At 43.2% G+C, this 1,833-nt stretch carries 1 protein-coding gene; it reads right to left on the bottom strand.

The features are described from left to right. Nucleotides 1-1,833: HYR-like domain-containing protein (locus ACFSQP_RS13070; RefSeq protein ID WP_449252225.1), on the bottom strand; the 1,833-nt coding region annotated here is incomplete at both ends.

Raw genomic sequence — 1,833 nt, 5'->3', positions numbered from 1 at the left:
TAGTACCACCACAATTATCTGTTGCAGTCAATTCTTGCGCCACTGGTACTTCAGAAATACATTCGTAAGTTACATCGGCAGGTGCAGCAGGTGCTACAGGAGCTAATGTATCCTGAATTGTAAAAGTAGCTGTTGTAGAAATTTCATTTCCGCAAGCATCTGTTGCAGTAAATACAACAGTTGCCGAACCGGTTGCGCCACAAGCCTCTGTAAGATTTGTAAAGTTATTTGTCCATACTATTGCCGAGCAATCGTCTGAAGCAACAGCACCACCGTTCGTAGTCAACCAGTTATCTAGTGCTACTTGGTTTCCATTACCGTCACATTCCACAACCAAGTCACTTGCAGGCGTATCAATTACAGGGTTCATAGTATCAATAATGGCGTATGAAGCTGTAGTTTGAGCAGTGTTTCCACAGGCATCAGTAGCAGTAAAAGTAACTTCAATTGGTTCGGAACAATCGGAGGTTGCACCACCGTAATTATTCGTCCAAGTAATATTACTACAATTATCTGTAGCCACAGCACCACCATTATTAGCTAACCAATTTTGTATGGCATTGGTATTACCAGATCCGTCACATTGAACTTCAATATTAGAGGCCTGAACACTTATTACAGGAGCCGTAGTATCAGATACGGTAATTGTTTGAGAAACTGTAGATGTGTTATCGCAAGCATCTGTAAATGTCCAGGTACGTGTAATTAAAATGTTACAAGCGTCAGTATTGTCCACAACGTCAGAAGACACACCAATAATAGTGCCACCACAATTATCTGTTGCGGTCAATTCTTGCGCCACTGGTACTTCCGAAATACATTCGTAAGTTACATCGGCAGGTGCAGCAGGTACTACAGGAGCCGTTGTATCAGCCACGGTGATTGTTTGAGAAACGGACGATGTGTTATCGCAAGCATCTGTAAATGTCCAGGTACGTGTAATTAAAATGTTACAAGCGTCAGTATTGTCCACAACATCAGAAGACACACCAATGATAGTGCCGCCACAATTATCTGTTGCGGTCAATTCTTGAGCAGCTGGTACTTCCGAGATACACTCGTAAGCTACATCGGTAGGTGCAGCAGGTGCTACAGGAGCCGTTGTATCAGCCACGGTGATTGTTTGAGAAACTGTAGATGTGTTATCGCAAGCATCTGTAAATGTCCAGGTACGTGTAATTAAAATGTTACAAGCGTCAGTATTGTCCACAACATCTGAAGACACACCAATGATAGTGCCGCCACAATTATCTGTTGCAGTTAACTCTTGTGCAGCAGGCACTTCAGAAATACACTCGTAAGTTACATCAGCAGGCGCAGCAGGCGCTACAGGAGCCGTAGTATCAGATACCGTAATTGTTTGAGATACTGATGATGTGTTGTTGCAACCATCTGTAAATGTCCAAGTACGTGTAATGATAATGTTACAAGCATCTTCATCCATTGTAGCATCTGTTGCTATACCAAATATTTCAGCACCACAGTTATCAATTGCTACTAACTCTTGTGCAGCAGGCACTTCCGAGATACACTCGTAAGTTACATCGGCAGGCGCAGCAGGCGCTACAGGAGCCGTAGTATCAGCCACGGTAATTGTTTGAGATACTGTTGATGTGTTATCGCAAGCATCTGTAAATGTCCAAGTACGTGTAATGATAATGTTACAAGCATCTTCATCCATTGTAGCATCTGTTGCTACACCAAATATTTCAGCACCACAGTTATCAATTGCTACTAACTCTTGTGCAGCAGGCACTTCCGAGATACACTCGTAAGTTACATCGGCAGGCGCAGCAGGCGCTACAGGAGCCGTAGTATCAGATACGGTAATTG

This window comes from Bizionia sediminis (assembly GCF_042684585.1).
GTDB lineage: Bacteria > Bacteroidota > Bacteroidia > Flavobacteriales > Flavobacteriaceae > Algorimicrobium > Algorimicrobium sediminis.
Note: the sequence above shows the minus strand (reverse complement) of the source record. Positions and strands in the feature narration are given on the sequence as shown.